This is a genomic window from Flavobacterium dankookense (assembly GCF_004362665.1).
Lineage (GTDB): Bacteria > Bacteroidota > Bacteroidia > Flavobacteriales > Flavobacteriaceae > Flavobacterium > Flavobacterium dankookense.
Genome location: NZ_SNXR01000014.1, coordinates 52,067 through 72,696 on the forward strand (window position 1 = coordinate 52,067; position 20,630 = coordinate 72,696).

General features: G+C 33.1%; 14 protein-coding genes. 3 read left to right on the forward strand and 11 right to left on the reverse strand.

The window, feature by feature from the left end; translation table 11 throughout:
- Positions 1 to 16: 16 nt before the first annotated feature.
- Genes BC748_RS08765 through BC748_RS08775 form a run of 3 tightly spaced genes read right to left on the reverse strand, consistent with a single transcriptional unit; the run spans position 17 to position 4,514 of the window.
- The gene (locus tag BC748_RS08765; RefSeq protein WP_133533115.1) at positions 17 to 2,746 is read right to left on the reverse strand and encodes a carboxypeptidase-like regulatory domain-containing protein; all 2,730 of its coding nucleotides are present in this window, start codon (positions 2,744 to 2,746) and stop codon (positions 17 to 19) included.
- A gap of 25 nt (positions 2,747 to 2,771) precedes the next feature.
- Complete coding sequence (locus BC748_RS08770; RefSeq protein ID WP_133533116.1) at positions 2,772 to 3,608, reverse strand: GLPGLI family protein; 837 nt, start codon at positions 3,606 to 3,608, stop codon at positions 2,772 to 2,774.
- Between the two features lie 27 nt (positions 3,609 to 3,635).
- Positions 3,636 to 4,514: a GLPGLI family protein gene (locus BC748_RS08775; protein ID WP_133533117.1), complete on the reverse strand. Its 879-nt coding sequence runs from the start codon at positions 4,512 to 4,514 to the stop codon at positions 3,636 to 3,638.
- 125 nt (positions 4,515 to 4,639) lie between these two features.
- Between BC748_RS08775 and BC748_RS08780 the strand changes: the two genes are divergently transcribed.
- Both BC748_RS08780 and BC748_RS08785 read left to right on the forward strand, forming a co-directional pair.
- On the forward strand, positions 4,640 to 5,431 hold the full coding sequence (locus tag BC748_RS08780) for a hypothetical protein (RefSeq protein WP_133533118.1): 792 nt from the start codon (positions 4,640 to 4,642) through the stop codon (positions 5,429 to 5,431).
- A complete protein-coding gene (locus tag BC748_RS08785; RefSeq protein ID WP_133533119.1) occupies positions 5,431 to 6,045 on the forward strand; it encodes a deoxynucleoside kinase in 615 nt (204 codons plus the stop codon). The genes BC748_RS08780 and BC748_RS08785 overlap by 1 nt, the downstream gene beginning before the upstream one ends.
- A gap of 12 nt (positions 6,046 to 6,057) precedes the next feature.
- On the opposite strand, the gene BC748_RS14180 is transcribed toward BC748_RS08785, so the two are convergent.
- The 5 genes from BC748_RS14180 to BC748_RS08805 form a co-directional block, all read right to left on the reverse strand.
- Positions 6,058 to 6,210, reverse strand: coding sequence for a hypothetical protein (locus tag BC748_RS14180; RefSeq protein ID WP_162846436.1), 153 nt, complete (start codon positions 6,208 to 6,210; stop codon positions 6,058 to 6,060).
- A gap of 166 nt (positions 6,211 to 6,376) precedes the next feature.
- Complete coding sequence (locus BC748_RS08790) at positions 6,377 to 6,982, reverse strand: hypothetical protein (RefSeq protein WP_133533120.1); 606 nt, start codon at positions 6,980 to 6,982, stop codon at positions 6,377 to 6,379.
- 2 nt (positions 6,983 to 6,984) lie between these two features.
- Positions 6,985 to 10,575, reverse strand: coding sequence for a DUF6443 domain-containing protein (locus tag BC748_RS08795; RefSeq protein ID WP_133533121.1), 3,591 nt, complete (start codon positions 10,573 to 10,575; stop codon positions 6,985 to 6,987).
- 6 nt (positions 10,576 to 10,581) lie between these two features.
- Positions 10,582 to 14,010, reverse strand: a complete 3,429-nt coding sequence (locus BC748_RS08800) for an RHS repeat domain-containing protein (protein WP_162846437.1) — start codon at positions 14,008 to 14,010, stop codon at positions 10,582 to 10,584.
- Between the two features lie 171 nt (positions 14,011 to 14,181).
- Positions 14,182 to 15,807, reverse strand: coding sequence for a T9SS type A sorting domain-containing protein (locus BC748_RS08805; RefSeq protein ID WP_133533123.1), 1,626 nt, complete (start codon positions 15,805 to 15,807; stop codon positions 14,182 to 14,184).
- A gap of 453 nt (positions 15,808 to 16,260) precedes the next feature.
- Between BC748_RS08805 and BC748_RS08810 the strand changes: the two genes are divergently transcribed.
- Positions 16,261 to 16,968, forward strand: a complete 708-nt coding sequence (locus BC748_RS08810; RefSeq protein ID WP_133533124.1) for a hypothetical protein — start codon at positions 16,261 to 16,263, stop codon at positions 16,966 to 16,968.
- A gap of 53 nt (positions 16,969 to 17,021) precedes the next feature.
- Here BC748_RS08810 and BC748_RS14185 read toward each other — a convergent pair whose 3' ends face one another.
- The 3 genes from BC748_RS14185 to BC748_RS08820 all read right to left on the reverse strand — a co-directional run bounded on the left by BC748_RS14185 (position 17,022) and on the right by BC748_RS08820 (position 20,614).
- On the reverse strand, positions 17,022 to 17,180 hold the full coding sequence (locus BC748_RS14185; protein ID WP_162846438.1) for a hypothetical protein: 159 nt from the start codon (positions 17,178 to 17,180) through the stop codon (positions 17,022 to 17,024).
- 270 nt (positions 17,181 to 17,450) lie between these two features.
- Complete coding sequence (locus BC748_RS08815; RefSeq protein ID WP_133533125.1) at positions 17,451 to 19,907, reverse strand: sodium-translocating pyrophosphatase; 2,457 nt, start codon at positions 19,905 to 19,907, stop codon at positions 17,451 to 17,453.
- 104 nt (positions 19,908 to 20,011) lie between these two features.
- Positions 20,012 to 20,614 (reverse strand): DNA-3-methyladenine glycosylase family protein, encoded by a 603-nt coding sequence (locus tag BC748_RS08820; RefSeq protein ID WP_133533126.1) that lies wholly within the window; start codon positions 20,612 to 20,614, stop codon positions 20,012 to 20,014.
- Between the last annotated feature and the right edge of the window lie 16 nt (positions 20,615 to 20,630).

The following is a 20,630-nucleotide window of genomic DNA, read 5'->3' on the forward strand; positions in this document are numbered from 1 at the left end:
GAACTGGCTTTTTTTATTATAAATTATATTTCAAACTAAAAATAATATACCTCGGCTGAACTCTATATTGCGAATTCCTAGTGGAAAATTGCGAAAAGCTATCATCATTAAGCGATGTAGTGTTGAGCAAGTTAGTTGCGGCAATTTTATATTCCCAATGACTTGCTTTTGTTTTTTGATACGTCAAACTTGCTGATAAAAAGTCATATTCTTGGTCAACGGTTTTTGCTTTGTTATAGTAATGAAAAAATTCATATTCTGCTAGGAATGAAAAACTTTTCAAAAAGAAATAATCCAGTTTTACCGATGGACTATCGGTATAAAAATTATCGTTCGGATATTGATTTACACTATAGGAATATCCCAACTCAATGTTTGGCATATTTTTAAAATTTGTGGAAGCACTTAAGCGATAATTCTGTGAAAAACTTTCGGTATCGACAACATCTTCGGCAGCATTTAATGGATTTACTTGAATGTTATAAAACTTACTCCAATTGACATTTGCACTAAAATTAGCTTTGTAATACTTCAAAAAAGAACGACCATATCTTCCACTTGCTGAAAAATTCTCGTCACCAAATGGCGAATTAATTGGCGAACCAATTTGATTTACTCCTTCAAATAATGCTCTAGTTTTAATAGCATCAACTGTTTTCGTATAACTGATATTGGCACCAAAGTTCTCGAAATTGAACATATTAAACTTTTGATAATTCAAAGAATGACTTTGTATCACTGAATTATTCAAATCTCTATTTCCAGAAAACAAACTGCTATAACTATTAAAAATTGTTCCTACAGCATAGTTGTTAATATTGGTAAAATTATTGGTCAATCCGAAATTATAATTTAGCGTTTCCGATTTTTTAATTTGATAAATCATCTGAAAATCGGGTAATAAACGATACATTTCTTGATTTACATCTGTTCCCAATTGCGTATTAGTTAAATTAAATCGATGCAACGTAATTCCTGGTGTGAAAGTAAATTTACCCGTTAACCATTTGAAATGAAATCCAAAATAAGTGTCATTAAAGCGATAACTAACATCATTATTGTTTTCAGTAGCATTCAAATTGTTGACAGTTCCATTATCCAATCGCTGAAAAATAGACGAGTTTAAACTTTGATATACATAAGAGTTTGCCAAGGTAAAATTCAAGTTTGTTTTTGGTGTCAACACATAATAATAATCCAATCTACTGTCCAATTTATTGGTTTTAATGAAACGACTTTGCGTAATATCATTTCTATTTTGCGTTTGGTTATATCCCAAAAAATCAAAGGGTTGAAACTCTAAATTAGCATTATACAACGGATCTTCATTTTGGTATAAATGCTGACTTTCGAAAGCAAAAATATGTTTATCTGTTGGCGTGTAATAAAAACTCAAATTCTGATTGATGTTGATTGGATCTTGTTTTTTAGAAGTCAAAATACTTTCATCCGTATTTATTCCAGAAACATAATTAAACACTTGACGGTAAAGTTCGTTGTTTTCTCTTTGTGCCGAAATTCGGGTTAAGATATCATAATCCAATTGAAATTTAGCCGATGGTTTATACGTTGTACTCAACTTAAATAATCCTAAATTATTTTTTTGACTTCCGGCATCGTCTCTAACTTCAGTTGAAGATACATCGGTTGTATTAGGTTGTAAAATATTAACTGTTGATGCCGTTTCTGTATCTACCAAGGTAGAAGTTGCTATAGCAAATCCGCTCAAACTCCAGCTTTTTGATGGATTGTATGAAAAATTGGTTGCACCAAAATGCGATTCGATTTCCTTAACTCTATTGTCTTGAAAAAAGCTAATTCCAAGTGAATTGCTACCTACATTAATACTTCCGCCACCTTTTCCCATGATATTTCTGAAACCGCCGCTAAACCTGAAATAGTCTTGAATAGTAAACGCTTGTTGACCTACATTATTACTATTTCCCATAATATTAAGACTGTATTTTGGACTATAGTAAAACGCTTTTGGCGCTACAACATAACGTGTATCGTCGTGTCCAACACCAATTCCTGCTGTCATATCACCAAACCAAAAGTTCTTCTTTCCTTCTTTAAGTTTGATGTTCATTGCTAAATTGTCTTGGTTGTTTTCAACGCCTTTCATGATGGAATTTTCGTTGTAATTACGAAGCACTTGAACTTTATCAATTGCATCGGCAGGAATATTTTTCACGCCCAATTTGGTATCGCCATCAAAAAAATCTTTGCCTTCTACCATTAACTTCGTTACTGCTTTTCCTTCCACTTTTACTTGACCATCGGCATCAACTTCAACTCCTGGAAGTTTTTTTAGAACATCTTCTAATTTTCTTTCCGTTCCCGTTGTAAACGAATCGGAATTATAAACAATCGTATCGCCTTTTATCGAAACTGGCATTTCACGAACAATTTCAACACCTTGAAGTTCAATTCCACCACTTTCCATAGTGATGTTTTGAGTAATATTTTCTCCTTGTGTTGTAATGGTGATTTCTTTGTTTTGCATTCCCAAATAACTCAACTTAATAGTATAAGTCGAATTGGATTTTAGATTTAGTAAAAACTTTCCTTTTTCATTGGTAATGGCATACGCATCCATGGCTTTTGTCGTTTGATTCATTGCCATCACGTTTGCCATTTCTAGCGGTGCTTTGCTATCGTCTTGAATAATACCCTCAAAACGAACCGTTTGAGAAAAAGAAATTGTTGAAATTAATAGAAATAAAAATAGGATTGATTTTTTCATGTTTTTGGCTTAGAAAATAATTTGATTAATGTTCGAAAATAATAACACCATCTTCATTTGCCATGCTTGCCGTTTTTTTCTTTAGGATTTCATCAAACTTCTTTTGAGTTGTTTTTTCTCCGTTATTTGGTGCTTTGATTTTGGCTTTTTCTTTGTTACTCAAAACTACTTTCGAACAAAGAAGCATATTTTCACCATCATTTACTTCTAAAATCAATCCTGGCAAACCCCAATAATTATCAGGACCAAAACTAACTGGGATTTCTGGAGAATACCAAGCGGTAACTACTTTATCTTCTGGCTTTTCCATCTTGAAAAGCGCAGGCTTTTTTTCTTCTTTTTTCAAGAACTCTTCATAATCTTTTTTTTGCTTTTCACTCACTGGAATAAGCAATTCAGCTTTAAAACAATTGTAATCGCCAATTTTTTTTGTTTCATCAATAAGTTTCCATTCTGGTTGTACTATTGGCTCAACGACTAAAAACTCTTTTCCAAAAATGTTGTCTTCCACAATACTATTTTTGTCTTTTACATTAAGATACTTTTTTCCTGCACTTGAAAAACTAATAGATATAGACATTCCATCATTTGCTTCAGGTTTGTCTAATTTTTGTTGTTCTTCATAAAGGCATTCTGTTTTGTTAAAAGTAAGAACGAATTGTTTCTCGGAAGCTCTTTTCATTGCTTCCTCAACCGCTTTTTGAAGTTCAGGATCGAGAGGCTCATCTTTTTGAGCTACAATTTTCTCCGCATTTTTCTTCATAATTCTTTTCGAAAAATACTCGGCTTTTCCTTGAAACTCTTGTGCTTTTGCCAAAAAACCCATTAGCAAAAACGATGAAATAAGTACAACTTTTGTCATGATATAATTGATTGATGAATATTAAATTTACCTTGTACTTCTCATTTGAAAACCACCGCGTCCACCCATTTCGCTCATTTCTTCCATTTTCTTGGTTACAGTTTCGTCATACTCTTTTTGAGAAACTTCTTTCCCTGTAGTTGGTGCTTTGATGTCGGCTTTATCTTTTGGATTTAAAACTACTTTAGAACAAAGTATGGTCGTTTTTCCATCGTTCACTTCAAGAATTAAACCTGGCAAACCCCAATAACCTTCTGGACCTTGACTTACTGGAATTTCTGGCGTGTACCAAGCCGTAATAGTGATTTCTTTTGGCAAATCTATCTCGTCAAAAAAACTGGTTTTTTTAGCTTCTTCTTTAGGCTTTTCGTCTTTTTTATCGTCATTTCGCTTTGGACGGAAATTTCTAAAATCAGTTTTACTAGCTGGAATTACGGCTGTTGCTTTAAAACAATTATAACCGCCAATTACTCTAGTTTCACCACTCATCTGCCAATTATAAGTTGTTAAAGAATCTTTTACCAAAAATTCTTTTCCCATAAATTCTTTATCAACTTTATACATTTTTTCCTTTACATTTTTATAATGCGTTCCGCCGCCACCCATAAACGACGACATCATTCGCATTCCACCTTGTCCTTGTCCAGGAGCATCAAGTCGTTCTTCTTCCTTGTATATAGAAGCTGATTTATCGAAATTCAAAATGAATGTTTTTTCAAACATTTTCTTCATTCGTTCTTCAATCATTTTTTGCATATCTGGAGTGATTTCTTTGTTTCCTTCAAATCGAGATTTGAAATCTGCAGTACTTGTTTTGGATTCGTAAACCGCCATTCCTTGAAAATCTTTTTGAGCAAATGAAACTGTTGTAGCTAAAACAGTTACTAGGAAGAAGAACTTTTTCATTTTAGATTGTTTATTATTTTATCGATAACAAATATGACGAATGTTTGTATAAAGTGTTACCAAAGTTTTGTTAAAAATTATTAGACCACTTCAAATTGATTTAGTTTAATTAAATTAGCACAATGATGAAAAACATAATTTATTTTATTTTACTATCCGTTTCTATAAGCGATCATTGCCAATCGCAACGATTAAAAACAGCTTTAGAGTCTGAAAAAGCAATCGACTGTGATTATTTTATTGGTTTTGATAACTTTAGAAATCTGTATTACCAAAAAAATAATGTTTTTGTCAAGCAATCCGAAAATCAAACTTGGGAATACAAAAATGTGACACTTGGTAAAATAACTTCGGTTGACATCATCAATCCGTTACAAATTGTATTATTCTACGAACAATTCAATTCGGTTATTATTCTTGATAATCAACTCAATGAAATTCAAAGAATAAATTTTTCAGACATCGACACTTCATTAATTGTATCCAAAATGGGACTTTCAGGTCAAAATCAATTTTGGCTCTATAATTCCATTTCTCAAAAGTTATTGCTTTATGATTATATAAAAAACAACATAAAAGAATTGCCTATTCCTATTGAACATAAATTAAAATTTTCACAAACAAATTTTAATACTTTCTATTGGATAGACGAAAACAATGATTTCTTTTCGTGTGATATTTTTGGAAAGAAAACTCTTTTATCCAGTTTGCCCTCTTTTGAGTTCATTCAAATTATTGATGCAGAGAAAATACTTTTTTCAAAAGGAGAACAATTATTTTTATTAAATAGTACAACCAAGTCCATCATTGAAATTGAAATTGTTGAGAAATCGTTTCAAAATTTTTATTACAAAGACCAAATTTTAGCTATTTTTACCAACCAACAAATTAAGAATTTTAAAATAAAACTACCATAATGCACATAGCAGTAGCAGGAAACATAGGCGCAGGAAAAACTACTTTGACACGATCTTTAGCTAAACATTTTAAATGGGAACCACATTTTGAAGATGTAGTTGACAATCCATATTTGGATGATTTTTATCATCAAATGGAACGTTGGAGTTTCAATTTGCAGATTTATTTCCTTAACAGTAGATTTCGTCAAGTTTTACAAATTCGCGAAAGCGGAAAAAACATTATTCAAGACCGAACCATCTATGAAGACGCGCATATTTTCGCTCCAAATTTACACGCTATGGGATTGATGACGAATCGCGATTTTCAAAACTATACTTCGCTTTTTGAATTAATGGAAGGTTTGGTTGGTTCTCCCGATTTATTAATTTATTTGAGAAGTTCTATCCCTAATTTAGTTGGCCAAATTCATAAACGTGGTCGTGATTATGAAAACACCATTTCAATTGATTATTTAAGTCGTTTGAACGAGCGATATGAAGCTTGGATTACAACTTACGATAAAGGAAAATTATTAATCATTGATGTAGATGATATCGATTTTGTAAACAATCCTGAGGATTTAGGAATGATCATCAATCGAATTGATGCGGAATTGAATGGGTTGTTTTAGATTATCTTCTAACTATTGATTTTTCTTTAGAAGCGAATCACTTGCGCTGTCATTGCGAGCTTGCGTGGCAATCCCTTCCTTTTTCCCGCTGTTCGTTGCAATGTCTGCGAGGATTTCCACTTCCATCGTGGCTAATTGATAAACTAGTTGAATTCTTGGTATCATTTTATTTAAATTTTAAAGCCCAAAAATAAAAAGGATGAGTACGATACTCATCCTTTTAAAATATTTTTTATTAAACAAATACTGATTATCAACATCTAATAATTGTAAAAAACAAAAACCACACGATTGATACATTAACAATTTGATACATTACCCATTTAAAATTTTACCACCATGGTAGTTGCTTGCTCACATTTTCAAGCATTATTTTTGCGCTCTCAATCTCTTTCATATTCTCCGTGATGATTTCTTTTCTATAATTATAACAATCTTCGAATCTTGCCAATAACGTATAATCTTTATCAAGTATTAAGGTTTCCTTTCTTGAATCATATCCTCGTTCATCATATAGAACTTCATAAACATTCTTGTGTTTTTTGAAATCTATTTTACCTTTATTACACAAATAAAAGTTTTGAATATTCCTATCGACATGTAAACAGGTGTCTTTTAAACTTGGAGAAAAGTATAGATACTTATCTCTATTATTTTTTATGTTGGAAAAAATATAAACATCTTTACCTTTTTTAAAAAATGTTTGTTTTGAATTATTCATTTTTTTTCCTTCTAAATTAATTGATAAACTTTTCTCAATCATTGTATCATTGCTGAAAACATATTTCCTTAAAGAAAATCCAATTAAACTATCCTTTTGGGAATATATTTTATAGTAAACTTGTTTTTCGACATTTGTCGCTTTATGGTTGTTACAACAAATATAAACTTGTGCCAACATAATAACCATACTTAATATTAATCCAAACTTCTTCATGTTTATCGTTTTTTAGGAGTGTCTTGTACACCGACCGAATAACTTTTTTTAATGTCTTTATTTACAACTTTTTGCACTTCAATAGGATTAAGGACTGTTTTTAATTGTGAAATATAAGTAAAATATCTTTTTGCCCTACCTTGAACATCATCTTTTAAAGCAAGGTGGTCTTTGTAACCACTTGGATTTGAATGAAAATCTTTTAAATCGTAGTCCATTGCTGCACCTGCACCTCCTTTTTTAAAGGCTGAAATTATACCATCAAGAGTTTGCATTTGATGTAAAAATGCTTCGTGACCCAACGTTTCTGCCACATTAACTTGAGGACTTTCGATGTCTTTGTTTAAGTTAATTCCAAAAGTTATTTTATCCTTTCTAATCACTGGTGAATTTGTTCTTCCTTCATAACCTGTTTCACCCTCAACTTGATTTAATTGTAAATCGTGATTAGAATATTTTCCGTCTTTATCAAAACTTAAACTTCCTATTTTATCTCCTTTATTTGCGAAACTTGATAAAAATTCATAGCCTGCTTTAGTTTTTCCGAAATCTTCTATTCCCTTCTGAATATTTTTATCCAGTTGGTTAAACTTCACTTGTTCCCATTCTCCGCTTTTCTGATTAACTCGCCAAAATAAAATATCTTTCCCTGTGGGGTCTATAAAAGAAATAGGGTTATTTACAAATGCACCATAGTTAGAAATTGAGAAATATGTATCACTATGAGGGTCAATATTCATCCATCTACCAATTGCTGGGTCGTAATTTCTCGCTCCGTAGTCATACATATTCAGCCCCAGCTCGTCTTGGTACTCTTTTCCATTGTACTTATACTTATAACTACAATTCACACATCCTCTTAAATCTATCTCACCGTCATATTTATCATACTCTTTCTTTGTTACATTATAATTCTCATGCTTCAATCCAAATGGATAGTAATTATTTTCTTCAAGAACAGTAAGAACATTTTCACTATTTAATCCATAACTTAGTCTAACATTACCCAAATGGTCAGTATAATTAAACGCATATTTATAAACATTAGCACTACCAACAACAGTATTTTTCACATAACCTTCCGCATGTGGAAAAAAATCTAATTTAACAACAGCTGAAGCTACTTTAGCATATTGAAATCCATCTAAATAGTCTGTAACAGTAGGTAAAAAAACTCCACTTTTAAAAAAACTCTTTTTTACTTTACTACCAAATGCATTGTAAAGATACTCAACCCTTCCGCTTGTTCCAAATGTTATTTTAGTAGGTAAGTTTAAATGATTATATGTAATAGCGGTTATACCTTTGTTATTATCTATTGTCATATTGCCATTAGCATCATAACTATAATCATCTTTATCGTTTGCAACATCTTTAAAACCATTAGGGTTAATACTCTCATCAACTACTTTCATCAACTGGTTATGCTTTGTTGGATGATAGGTATATTCCAATTGGTCTATTTGAAAAGCATAATTCACATCATCATACTCTCCGTTGCGTTGTAATGCCTTTATATTTCCATTCTTATCATAACTTAAACTTTCATTATAGCTATCTCGTAATGGTGAAGCATCTTCTGGTCGTTGATAAACCGCATTTTTTAATCTACTCAACTCATCATAATTATAACTGTACTTTCGTTTCACATCATCATTATTTGTTCGCCAATACGTTTCACTGATATTTCCATTATAAAGTTTAGTACCTGCATAGACACTCTCGTTTTCAACATTGTTATAGTTTAGTTTAAATGCAAACAAATCCGTTGGGTTGCCACTTTGAGCCAGAGCATTTATATTATTGATGCTTTTCAACCAACCTCGAATGTTATAACTATAATCTACTTTTTGCAATCCAATAAAAGTAGTCGTATCCGTTCCTCCAACTTGTTTGCTGATTAATTGACCTAATTCGTCATACTCATTCTTTGCCAACAGTTGCGGTGTTCCACTAGTTCCTATTTGGTGCGTATGGGTTAACAATCGTTCTTGATCGGTATAGGTAAAAACATCTTTCACAAAAATCTCAGCATCAGCTGTTACTCGTTTATGGCGTGTCTCGGTAAAATCTACTCTACCTGTTATAAGCTGTAGCTTTTTATCCGTTTGGGTATAACCACCAAGATAATTGTTCTTATAGGTTCTAATCTCTCTTCCTTTAGTGTCATAGAGTGTGTAGCTTTTTTCATGTTTGTATAAAGTACTCGTTTCAGGTACACGTACCCAACTCACCGTTGGCAATCCAATAGGTTTACTAGTTGTATTATTGTGTAAGGTTTGTCCATGAATAACGCTATACGATATAGTTGGTGAAAACAATAGACCACTATCATAGTTGTCATAGTAATTTACAGTCAATACATGATAATCACTTGTTGGTAATGATAGGTTAGTATACATAAAGCCTACATAGTTTACAGTTGTATTTGAAGTTGTCTTACTTTCGTTCAATAACGTAGCCGATGTGCGATTGTCTTGATTGGTTTTTCTAGTTGTACTTGTTACCGTTCCTGGCATCCATGCCGTTAGTATTGGTCGGCTAAAAACGTCATATTTAGTTATCATCCAACCATTTCCTGTTAGATCCGTAAAGGGAGACAAAGCGGGTCCAGTCATCACTACTCTATCCAATTTATCATAAACAATAAATTCCCATTGTTTTCCCGGTAGTTTCTTTTCCACCAGTCGGTTGCGGTAATCATATTGATATTGATAACACAAATCATTTAAAACATCATTCGTTATTACCAAACTAGTATTTACCAATGGAGGAATGACATAGGTTAAATTTCCAAAAATATCGTAAACATAATACGTATCATGCCATGCAGCCGTTTCAGCATTATTAATTATAGAACTACCATAAGTACGCTTCAAAACCACGCGTCCTTCTTTGTCTTTAAACTCTACTGTGGTGTTTTTATCGCCATCAGCGGTTTTCCAATTCTCATTTTTAGTGATTGTTTTATACAATTGATTCGGTTCATAATAAACACTTCCCGTTTCGTTAACCAATGCTATTTCATACAATCCTTTGGCTGGAACCCATGTAGCAGTAGCTTTATATAGTTTTACTTCGTTCGCAACATTGGTTTGATAATCAAAACGAATAGTATGCTTTTCAGCATTGTTCATTGCCCAATCATTGCCTGGTGCTGCTTGCTCTAAAACACGGTTTAGTGGTGAATTCTCCAATCGCTTTTCGCTATACGGATTAACATCACCATACCATGTTTGATACTGAGTAGCTTGCTCTTGTTTCAGCGTGTTACTATCCATAAACAGCATCGTGTTTTGCTGTGAGGCAAATGGTAAATATTCCATCGTTTGTCTACCGAAACCATCATATTCAATATGCGTGATGATATCTTTTGCTGTTGCTGATTGCGCTTTGGCTATTTGTTGTATAGGTCTTCCTAAACCATCAAAATAAGTGATACTTTGTGTTTTTTGAGCATCCGTTGGATTAGGTGTTACAGTCGTTGGTACTTTATAAGTAGTGTTCTTTATATAATTCTGGTCTGAGCTCGGCAATTGCCCATAAGCAAAGAAAGAAAATAATGTGGCGGTGATAAATAATAACTTTTTCATCTTGCTTTAGTTTTGAGTTCTGTAATGGTATTCGTTCTCCGAAAGTATATTGCCTTGATGGTCTTTTACCTGTTTTAATCGCCCAAAAGTATCATACTCATAAGTTGTTTTTTGTCCTTTCGGATCGGTTATCGTGCTTACGCCAATTAATGGTTTATAGGTCAGTGTAGTAATCATACTATTAGGAAATGAAGTTCTCAATGCGTTGAGTGATGTGAGTAGATTAGCTTCGTTATTATTTAAGTCGGACTTACTCTGAATATCAGCAATGGTAGCAGCAGGTATTGAAGCATAAGCGATGTTTTCTAGTTTTGCAACGGGTTGCGTTTTATTGTAACCCCAAATATAACTGATCTTCATTCCGTCTTTTTTCTCAACTTCTAGTGGGTTGCCGTTAGTTGTGTCAATCAGATTATATTTTACTCGATCTTCTAGGGCACCATTACCTTTGCTTGTTTTGATTAGTTCGGGTAGTAAAAAAATACCACTAGTCGTGTCCCAATCTTTATAAACAGTTTTCTGTTCATATATTTTAACATCATTTCTGTATGTTTCTATTTTTAGCGGTTTTGATATTATGTTTTTAAGAACTAAATTTTGAATATTTGGCTCATTACTCATTTCATTATCAACTGGATAATAATAATTAGTTATGATAGTATCATTGGTGGAACTTAACACTCTTTTACTTGATAGATTATTATTCCTATAATCATAATATTCGTTAGTTTCAAAATCACCGTTACTTTCATAAAATATTGTTTTAACAGACTTTATAGCATCAAAACCTGTATAATTTTTAAAGTAAGGCGTTTTAAAACCAGCTCCTGCGGCGGTCCAATGGCCAGATGCCAGCATTACTGGATTATCATCGGGTTGATATAAATTAAGGCCGTTTCCAGATATCACATTTCCATCTATTACTGGAATAAAATTAGATGCTCTATCAAAAACGAGAGCATTATCTGGATCAAATTCATTTTGATTAAAATAATCAGTAATAATATCTTCTACAAACCCCTTGTCATATTCTAAGTCTAAACCGTAATAATCATAAATTGTCCTTTTTTTAATCGCATCGTTAATATAATCAGTTGTTGTCAAAAGTTTACCGCTTTGCCAAGGTTTAGGTTCATAAATCTTTAAGTGAGTCCTTAAATAATGATCTGAAAATAAAGGGCTTGCAAAAGAATAAGTGTAATCCGTTTTCATATAATCATTATTATCATTCAAATTCATGATTTTTTTTGTAACTTTTTGATATCCAATATGAGAACCATGTGTTTTAATCATAGGAAGATTTGGCTCGGAAGATTTTTTTATTATGATTCTATTTATATGATTATTTGGATTTTGATTGGTTGGGAGAAAATCATTGTAGGACACTAAATTAATAAAAGTAGGTATTGAAGTCATTCTACCGCTGGATTTACCATTATCATTCAAATAACTATATGTAGTTTTATAAGCATTTTGAGGAGTATTTGATGTAACTTCTTTGATCCTTAATCCACCAACAATAATTTCAGTTTTATTTTTCCTCCTTAACCTTAAGCTTATTGATGTTGAATGATATTGTTGTAATTCTTGTGAGTTTAAATAGGATGATCCATTGCTATTAAAATATCCTTGGTATAGCTCTATTTTAAATCTGTATGTTCCATGTGGTAAATTTAAATTATCAACATAACTACCTGAGTTTCCATTACTGTTTTCATTTACTGAAATGGTTTTACTGAAATAGGGTTGAAAACTAGTACCATTAAATTTCTCAATATCACATTTGACATAATTATTACTCGGAAGAAAAGTCTGGTAAAATGGAATTTTAAAAGGTAAGTTGCTATTTATAAATAGATTGTTAGTCATACTTGGTGATATACTTTGATCTATAACAAATGGTTCACTGTATAAAAATTTTCTCCTTGCAGGATAATATGTATCGGGTATTGGTTCTGGATAATAATTATTTAATGCATAGCCTGAGATATATAAATCCCGGAATTCATTTTGATATAATTCATCCGTTATTTTATCTATTAAATCTTGAGGAACATCACCTAAGGATATATTTGCAATATTATTTTCATACTCAAACTCCGTATAACCACCTTCTGGATAAATAATTTTTTTTAAGGAAAAAGTTTTCGAATATAAAGGACTTATCCTATCATAACAATTAGTAACACACTCTACATCAAAAATTTTTGGCATTATATTAGCACTATTGTCCCCATTGAAGTAACCCCAATAATCTCTAGAAAAAGAGTCTTTTGTAGGCACTTTATCGAAAACATTATATTCCAGTGAATATTTTTCAACAACAGATCCATCGTTCCCTTTAAATTCTATGCTATCAAGCTTTAATCTTTTTGTTCTAGATATAACATTATTTATGGGTACGACTGGTTGGTTTGAAACAAAATAACTATGATTCAAATTTACTTCTTTAATTAATTGATTATTTTCAAAAACTTTAATTCCAACTAGCCTTTTTGAACCACTCAATAAATCATCTCTATTTCCATAAATAAATTCAATCATTCCATTAGGGAAATGTATTTTACTTATTAGACTTTCTCTATTTTTATAATCATAAGAATTACCAAATGAAATAGGGTTACTTGCAAGACCAGGGCTTACACCTCCTTCAAAACCTGTCCAGGTTGACCTTGTACTAGTTGTATACTCACTTTGAATGTATTCGTAATTTATTTCAAGATTATTTTTGGTAATAATTTTTTTAATTTGCCATGAGTTATCAAAATATAATCCTCCATTTTTTCTAACACTTCTTCTCCCATCTTCCCCAAAAAATACTTTATTTCCATCAGGAAGATTAGCAATTAGATTATAAAATACCGTATTATAACCTTGGATGTATTGGGTCATAAAGTCAAATTTTATATTATTCAAAGGATAATTAATAAAATTACTCGTTTGCTGATTGTACATAAAAGAACCAGAATTTCCCAAGAAATTATAGAAAAACTCATCAGGTCTAGTGTCTCGAGTTAATTGATAGGAAACATAAGGATTACTATGAAGAATTGCATCTCGATAAAGATGAACCTTAGCCCAATATAAACCTGCATAAATGTCACCACCCGAAGGCGGAATAAAATCGGGAATTGTTGTTTTATTATAACCTATACCATTTACGCTATTGTAATTAGTTGATATAAAACTCCTTTCGTCTGGAGCCCCATTATTTTTTCTTGATATTTCTCCTCCAATATTTAGATACCAACCTAGCCCAACTATACTAGCTTCCTCTTCTACTTTTATACCTCCAGTATTATATGAGATAGAAATTGGAATTTCTATATCTTTATCAATAATAGTATAAATTGGAATATCAATATTTGTAGTTCCTGTATAATTTGATATGTCGTAATTAAATCTTTTTTTAAATGCAAAGCTTTCAGGAGTCATAGGAATAAAATCAACTATCTCGGTAGTAGCCTGTCCAAAACAACCAATCCAAAAAACCAAACCAACCATTACAACTATATATTTTCTCATATCTAAAATTTCTATATTCTTTATTCTATTCTCTATTTTCTATTCTCTCTCAACTGCCAACTGACCACTGACCACTGAACACTACCTCTTCCTTCCCTTTATCACCTTCACACCATCGCTTTGTTTCTCTGTTTTGATGTTAACAATATAAATCCCTTCCGGATAACCTTGTAAATCGATAGGCACCGTTCGCTCCTTGATTTCAAAAGTCTGCAACACATGTCCTGCGAGGTCAACCACTGTAGCCGTGCCTTTTTCAAACTCATAACCCACAATCACATTGGTAAAATCTACCGCAGGGTTTGGTATCGCTTGAATTGGTTCTTTTTTCTCTTTTGGTTTTTGCTTGTCTTTGAGTTTCACCACCCAAAAATCATTGCCTCCTTTACTGGTGTTTCTATCATTAGAGATTTTACCCTTACTCGTTCCCGCCATCAAATAACCGCCATCTCTAGTTTCAATCACTTTCTTCAAAATATCTTCTCCATCACTACCTACGTCTTTTCGCCATTTCTCTTCTCCTTTTTCATTAAGCTTTATCGCTACATAATCAGCTGTTCCTTTCACCAACTTGTCATTCCCGCGAATGCGTGAGGTCTTGTTATTCCCGCGAATGCGGGAACCTTGCGCATAACCACCCAACAAGATACTCCTATCATCATTCTCAACCAATGACGTTAAAATATCAACCTTACTAATATTATAGGTTTCTTGCCAAAGAATATCTTTGTTCTCTTGGTCAAGTTTAATCACCCAAAAGTCCGTTCCACTTTCGTTGCTACTTCTTTTGTCATCTCCCGTTTCAGAGTTAGAATTACCACCCAAAAGATAATTTCCGTCTTGCGCTGTATGCACAACATACAGTTGGTCATCTCCTTTACCACCAATGGTTTTCTGCCATTGCTCGTTGCCATCCTTATCCAATTTGATAATCCAATAATCACTAGCACCATAACTCTTTTGCGTCTTTGTTCCAACATCAGACGAATTAGAACTTCCACCCAATAAATAACCACCGTCTTGGGTTATAGCAATACTGCGTAATTCATCATTGTAATCACCACCAAAAGTTTGCTGCCAAACAATTTTTCCGTCTTTATCCAGTTTCAGCACCCAATAATCCAAGCCACCAAAATTACCCACACTTTTATCTCCCGATTTTTCCGAACTACTCGAACCTCCAATTACAAACCCACCATCTTTAGTTCTAACTACAGCCGTCAAATCATCTTGTCCACTTCCGCCAATTGTTTTTTGCCATTCTTCACCACCTTGCGCATTGAGTTTAATAATCCAAAAATCCGACTGTCCTTTAGTGCTTTCTTTTTTATCCAATCCTTCTGCTGATTGTGACGAACCCGCCAACAAAAAACCGCCTTCATTGGTCAACAAAACACAACGCAATATGTCTTGTCCCGTTCCACCAAAACTCTTTTGCCAATCCAATTCGCCTTTCTCATCCATCTTCCAAACCCAATAATCCAAATCACCACGATTGTCTTCCGTCTTGTTTCCTGTCTTTTTAGACAACGAACTTCCGGCTAGAATAAAACCATAGTCTGGTGTAGGAATTACATCGAATAAATACTCGGCATGTTTACCACCATAACTTTTTTCCCAAAGAATGTCTTGGGATTGTGCAGTGCTGATTGTAAGAAGGAATAATGCTAAAAAGCGAGACTTTTTAAGGGTATAAAATAAAATCATAAAAGAAAGTGTTAATTGATTGGTGTTAAATGTAAGAATTTATTTTGTTAGTATTTTATCTAAGCAATGTATTTTTTTGTTATTCTTTCATAAAGATTTTGTAAGGCAAACATATTTCATTCATTCCACTTTTCACTTTCGTAAAACCCTAATTCGAATTAGGAAAAACCCTAATCAACAAATAGGGAAAACCCTAATTTGAATTAGGGTTTTCCCTATTTTTGGCTAATATAGAAATCAGCATTAAAATAAAACTAAGTAGAAATACGGATTTTTAATGGAAATCAAGAAAACTTTGCGTCTTAGCGAGAAAAAAATATTGAAACGATATGCAAGTGAAACAACTGCTAAAACTTTAACAAAAATTTAAATCTTTACTTACAAACTCTGGCAAGCATTTTGATAATTGCTTTGTGTGAAATAGTTCACAAACAATTAATAAATCAAAAAAATATGAACTCAAATTCAGAAGTAAGTTACGGAGCAAGAATCGGTAACGCAGAAAAACTAGTCGCAGCACTACAAAATTTCAACAACTACACACCAATTAAACCCGAGTACAGCATCAACGCCTACAACGATTTAATAACGTCCATCAAATCCCAAAACAACGATGTAGCCAGCAAAAAACAAAGCTATTCCTTAGCCGTAGAAAAAAGAAAACAAGTGTACGACTTAAAAATAAACGCAATAAAAAAACTACTTTCTCCAATAAACGCTGCCGTAAAAGTATCCTTTGGAAGAACTGCCAAAGAAGCAACCGATGTAGCCAGCATCATTGCAAAAATTAGAGGAGCAAACATAAAAAGCAAGAAAACTGCCAATCCAGACGAAGCAACCGTAAGCCAATCGTACCAATCCTTCAACTCGAAAGCCCAATTCTTTGCCGACTTAATTGCCAATCTATCAAATTTTGGGACAGATTATACTCCAGCAAATTCAGAAATAACCATCACCGAATTAAACAATCGATACAACGATGCCATAACGGCAAATAATGACGTAATGAACAATTTTACCCAATTTGTACAAAACAACAAAGTCCGTATCGAAAGCTACAACACCTTGTCCCAAATAGGCATTAGAATTAAAGACAGCATAAAAGCACAATATGGCAACAACTCAACAGAATACAATCTCATAAAAGGATTAAAAATATAACCACACCCAACAAAACTAAAAACCTGATAGCGAGTAAAAACTATCAGGTTTTTTTATCCAAAAAAATCAACACTATAAACCCCAATCCTTCCAATAGAACTATCAAGATTATACTTTGTTAAAGCTACCTCATTTATTGTTGAACCTATATTACCTATTGTTGAAGCTATATTATCAATTGTTTTGTCAACCTTAGCACAGTCGAAGGGCATCTTGCTTATTGTTGAAGCTATCTTGTCGATTGTTGAACCTATCTTGTTAATACTTAAACCTACATTAACTCTTGTTCAGCCTACATAATCGATTGTCGAACCCACATAATCAATTGTTGAACCTACATTAACTCTTGTTGAACCTAAATAACCGCTTATTGAAGCTACACTATTAATACTTGAACCTAAATCATCAATTTCTTAACGAAAGCCATAAAAAAATGCCTCCCAAAACTGAAAGGCATTTTTGATGAATTATATTATAGAATACTATTTTAGAGAATCTAACTTAGCTTTAACTTCTTCTTCTGTTCCTTCAAAAGTTTGTGTAGTAGATTTTCCATCAACAGTTTTAGTATAAGTACCAAGTACTTTACCATTGATGTTTTTAATTTCAACATTTACACTTTCTTTCGAAACTTCTTTACTAGCATTCATGTGTTCACAAGTTGTGCTTTTACAACCTTTTGCTTCACATTCTTCTTTTGACATTGAAGTACATTCAGCTGACATTTCTGTACAACAAGATGCTTTTCCAGTTGTTGCAGCACCAGCTTCGTGACCACCTAAAATTGGAGCAATTACCAATCCAATTAAACAAGTCAATTTGATTAAAATGTTCATCGATGGACCAGACGTATCTTTAAATGGATCACCAACAGTATCTCCAGTTACAGCAGCTTTGTGAGCATCAGAACCTTTGTATGTCATTTCTCCGTTGATTTCAACACCAGCTTCAAATGATTTTTTAGCATTATCCCAAGCACCACCAGCATTGTTTTGGAACACAGCCCAAAGTACACCAGAAACAGTAACTCCAGCCATATAACCACCTAACATTTCAGCGATTAATTTATTATCATATCCAATTAACATTGGTAAAACTGCAATTAAAATTGGGAAACCAATAGTTAAAATACCTGGCAACATCATTTCGCGTAATGCTGCTTTCGTAGAAATCTCTACACATTTACCATATTCAGGTTTTCCAGTTCCTTCCATAATACCTGGAATTTCTTTAAACTGACGACGTACTTCATATACCATATCCATGGCAGCTTTACCTACAGAGTTCATTGCTAAAGCAGAGAAAACTACTGGTATCATTCCACCAACGAATAGCATTGCTAATACCGGAGCTTTGAAGATATTAATACCATCAATTCCTGTAAAAGTTACATAAGCTGCAAATAAAGCTAACGAAGTTAACGCAGCAGAAGCAATTGCAAAACCTTTTCCAGTTGCAGCAGTTGTGTTACCAACTGAATCCAAGATGTCTGTACGAGTACGAACTTCTTTAGGCAATTCACTCATTTCAGCAATTCCACCAGCGTTATCAGAAATTGGTCCGAATGCATCAATGGCTAATTGCATAGCTGTTGTAGCCATCATTGCAGAAGCAGCAAGAGCCACACCATAGAAACCTGCAAAAGCATAAGAAGCCCAAATAGCACCAGCAAATAATAATACTGTTGGGAAAGTAGAAATCATTCCTGTCGCTAAACCAGCGATAACGTTAGTTCCTGCACCAGTTGACGATTTCTGTACAATTGCCAAAACTGGTTTTGTACCCAAACCTGTGTAATATTCAGTAACTGAAGAAATAACTCCACCTACTACTAGACCAACGATTGTTGCATAGAAAACTCTCATCGAAGAAATTTCTTTTAATCCTTCTCCGTAGAATTCCATTTGCATTACTTCTGGCAACATATATTTAACCAAACCAAAACATGCGATTGCAGTTAGAACAATAGAAACCCAGTTTCCAATGTTTAATGCACCTTGAACTTGTTTTTCTTTAGCGTCATCACTTGATATTTTTACTAACATCGTTCCGATGATAGAGAATAAAATTCCGAAACCAGCAATTGCCATTGGTAATAAGATTGGTCCAATTCCGCCAAAAGCGTCTTCAATTTTTCCACCCATATCCTTGATAACATAATTACCAAGTACCATCGCAGCAAGAACTGTTGCAACATAAGAACCAAATAAATCGGCACCCATTCCGGCAACGTCACCAACGTTGTCACCAACGTTATCTGCAATTGTAGCAGGATTTCTTGGATCATCTTCAGGGATTCCAGCTTCAACTTTACCCACTAAGTCAGCACCAACATCGGCAGCTTTTGTATAAATTCCACCACCAACACGTGCAAACAAAGCAATAGATTCAGCTCCAAGAGAGAAACCAGCTAATGTTTCAAGAACGATGGTCATTTGTTCTGTTGAAGTCCAAACACCGCCCATAAAATAATGGAAGAAGAAAATAAAGAATGCTGTTAAACCAAGAACTGCAAGACCTGCAACTCCTAATCCCATAACCGTTCCACCACCAAAAGAAACTTTTAATGCTTGTGGCAAACTAGTACGAGCAGCTTGTGTTGTTCTAACGTTTGTTTTAGTTGCAATCTTCATTCCCATATTTCCTGCCAATGCAGAAAAGAAAGCTCCAAAAATAAAGGCAACTACTATTAATATATGTGTTGTTGGAACTACAAATGAAATTCCAGCCAAAACGATACTCGCCAATAATACGAATATTGCTAATAATCTGTATTCTGCTTTTAAGAAAGCCAAAGCACCTTCATAGATGTAGTCTGAAATCTCTTTCATCTTTCCATCACCTGCATCTTGTTTTAAAACCCAGCTTCTTTTGATTGCCATAAAAAGCAATCCAATTAACGCCATAACTATTGGCAAATAAATCATCATTGATTCCATAAATTTAATTTTTGTTATAAATTTTATCGGGTGCAAAAGTAACAAAACTTTAACAAATAAAAAGAATATTTTTTTATTCGTTTATTATCAAATAATTAACTGTTTTAAACTATTGGTTTCCTGTTTCTTTTTTCTAAATAATGATGCCAAAGAAAAAAGGTAGCCATGCTTCGATAGGGTTTCCAATTTTCTGAAAGTGCAGCAATTTCTTCAGGAGTTTTTGAACCAAATAATTCTTTTATTGTGTTGATTACAGCTATATCACCAAGAGGAATTATATCTTCGGATTGCAAAGAAAACAATAAGTAAACATCTATTGTCCAATTACCAATTCCTTTGATTTTAATGAGCTCTTTTCTAACTTCGTCGTCAGATTTTTGAGAAAGGGTTTCTAAAATTAGTGATTCATTGAGAATAGCGTCCGACAAAGCTTTTAAATAAACTGCTTTTTGTCGGCTAACAGAACAATTCCGGAGTTCTTCAATAGAAATTATCGAAATAGTTGTTGGAGTTACTTCCTCTAAAAAATGTTCAAGTTTTTGATAACAAGCTCGTGCAGATTCAATCGAAACCTGCTGCTCTAAGATAAGTTTGCACAACGTTTGAAAACCTTCTGGCCGTGAAGGAATAAACGGATTTCCATATTGTTCATACAACTTTTTGAAGACTTGGTCTTTTTCGACTAAAAAAGAAATCGCTTCTTTCATAATTTTAATCTAAACT